This window comes from Bordetella petrii, from assembly GCF_020991325.1.
Taxonomy (GTDB): Bacteria; Pseudomonadota; Gammaproteobacteria; order Burkholderiales; family Burkholderiaceae_B; genus Bordetella_A; species Bordetella_A petrii_E.
Window position 1 is genome coordinate 1 of sequence record NZ_JAJMLX010000448.1, and the last position, 2154, is coordinate 2154.

Below are 2154 nucleotides of genomic sequence, written 5' to 3' on the forward strand. Positions count from 1 at the left end.
TGGGGCCGCTGGGCGGCGTGCCGGCGGCGCCGTCGCGCCCATACAGCCCCTGGTTGGGATCGGGGGCCTGGCGCGGGTCGGGCAGTTGGGTGGTGTCGGGGCTGCGGGTGGCGCGGTCGACGAACGGCATGGGCGCCTTCGTGACGTAAAACGCCACGATGGCCGCGATGATCAGGCCGATCAGCAGGCCGGCCAGGGCACCGTACATGGTGCTGCCGCGTTGGTTGGGTTGGCGGGACGATTTGCGTTTTGTGGCCATGAGTGCAGCTTACATTCGTTGCGGGGCCGACACGCCCAGCAGCGCCAGGCCGTTGGCCAGCACCTGCCGTGTGGTGGCCGCCAGGCGCAGGCGCGCCAGCTTGAGCGCCTGGTCGTCTACCAGCACGCGTTCGGCGTTGTACCAGGCGTGGAAGTCGGAGGCGCAGTCGCGCAGCCAGAACGCGATATGGTGCGGGGCCAATTCCTGGGCGGCCTGCGCCACGACTTGCGGGAAGCCCGCCAGGCGCTGCATCAGCGCGAATTCCGAAGGTGCGGTCAGCAGCGCGGCGTCGGCCTGCCCGATGGCGGTTTCGTCGGTGCCGGCATTGGCGATCATGGAGCAGATGCGCGCATGGGCGTACTGGATGTAGTACACCGGGTTTTCGTCGCTTTTCGACAGGGCGAGGTCGATGTCGAACACGAATTCGGTGTCGGCGCGGCGCTGGATCAGGAAGTAGCGCACCGCGTCGCGGCCCACCCAGTCGATCAGGTCGCGCAGGGTGACATAGCTGCCGGCGCGCTTGGAGATTTTCACCTCTTCGCCGCCGCGCATCACTTTCACCATTTTGTGCAGCACGTAGGCGGGATAGTCTTTGGGAATGCCTTCTTCCAGCGCCTGCAGGCCGGCGCGCACGCGCGCCACGGTGCCATGGTGGTCGCTGCCCTGGATGTTGACGGCGCGGTGGAAGCCCCGTTCCCATTTGGCCTTGTGATAGGCCACGTCGGGCACGAAGTAGGTATAGCCGCCCTCGCTCTTGCGCATGACGCGGTCTTTGTCATCGCCGGTGCCCAGGTCGGTGGTGCGCAGCCACAGCGCGCCGCCTTCTTCGTAGGTATGGCCCTTGGCGATCAGCGCCTGCACGGTCTGTTCGACACGCCCGGACGTGTACAGCGAGCTTTCCAGGTAGTAGTTGTCGAAAGCCAGGCCGAAGGCCTGCAGGTCCAGGTCTTGTTCGCGGCGCAGGTACGCCACCGCGAACACCCGGATGCCGTCCAGGTTGTCGACGTCGCCGCTGGCGGTGACGGCTTCGCCGTCGGCGGCCTGCAGCGTCTTGCGGGCGATGAAGTCCTGGGCGATGTCGACGATGTAATCGCCCTTGTAGCCGTCGGCGGGGTAATCGGGCGAATCAGGGGCAATGCCCCGCGCGCGCGCCTGCACGCTGATGGCCAGGTTCTGGATCTGGTTGCCGGCGTCGTTGTAGTAGAACTCGCGGGTGACGTTCCAGCCGGTGGCCTCGTACAGGCGGCAGATGGCATCGCCCAGGGCCGCCTGGCGGGCATGGCCCACGTGCAGGGGCCCGGTGGGGTTGGCCGACACGAATTCCACCAGCACTTTTTCGCCCATGGGGGCGGCGCGTCCGTAGGCGTCCCCTTGCCGGGCCACGGCCTGCACGACGGCCTGGCGGGCCGCGGCGGTAATGCGGAAATTGATGAAACCCGGGCCGGCGATCTCGGCGCTTTCGACCAGGGCGCGAGCGGCGGTGTCGGCCATCAGGGCGTCGACGATGCCTTGGGCCAGTTCACGAGGGTTGCGGCGCGCCGGCTTGGCCAGCTGCATGGCCACATTGGTGGCCATATCGCCATGCGCGGCCACCTTGGGGCGTTCCAGCAGCACCTGGGCCCGGGCCTCGGGCAGGATACTGGCCACGGCGGCCTGGATCAGGGAGATAAGCTGTTGTTGTTGCTCGAGGAGCATGGAGAATTCAGAAGAAGTTTTTGAGTATCAGCGACACCAGGCCCGCCAGAATCATGCCCGTCATGCATTTCAGGCGTGCGATGCCGGCTTTGACCGGCCCCAGGCCTTCCATGAGGCCTTCCCGCGTGGCCAGCGGCTTCAGGTCGTTTTTCGTGGCCAGGCGGGTGTCGAAAACCATGGTATTCACGAGAATATCCTAG

General features: G+C 66.5%; 2 protein-coding genes and 1 pseudogene. All 3 read right to left on the reverse strand.

Annotated elements, in window-relative coordinates:
• Window positions 1–259, reverse strand: a pseudogene (locus LPZ50_RS24355) (SPOR domain-containing protein); the annotation flags it as partial.
• Between the two features lie 9 nt (window positions 260–268).
• Window positions 269–1954, reverse strand: a complete 1686-nt coding sequence (gene argS / locus LPZ50_RS24360; RefSeq protein ID WP_230665418.1) for an arginine--tRNA ligase — start codon at window positions 1952–1954, stop codon at window positions 269–271.
• Between the two features lie 7 nt (window positions 1955–1961).
• Window positions 1962–2141: a hypothetical protein gene (locus LPZ50_RS24365; protein WP_230665419.1), complete on the reverse strand. Its 180-nt coding sequence runs from the start codon at window positions 2139–2141 to the stop codon at window positions 1962–1964.
• Between the last annotated feature and the right edge of the window lie 13 nt (window positions 2142–2154).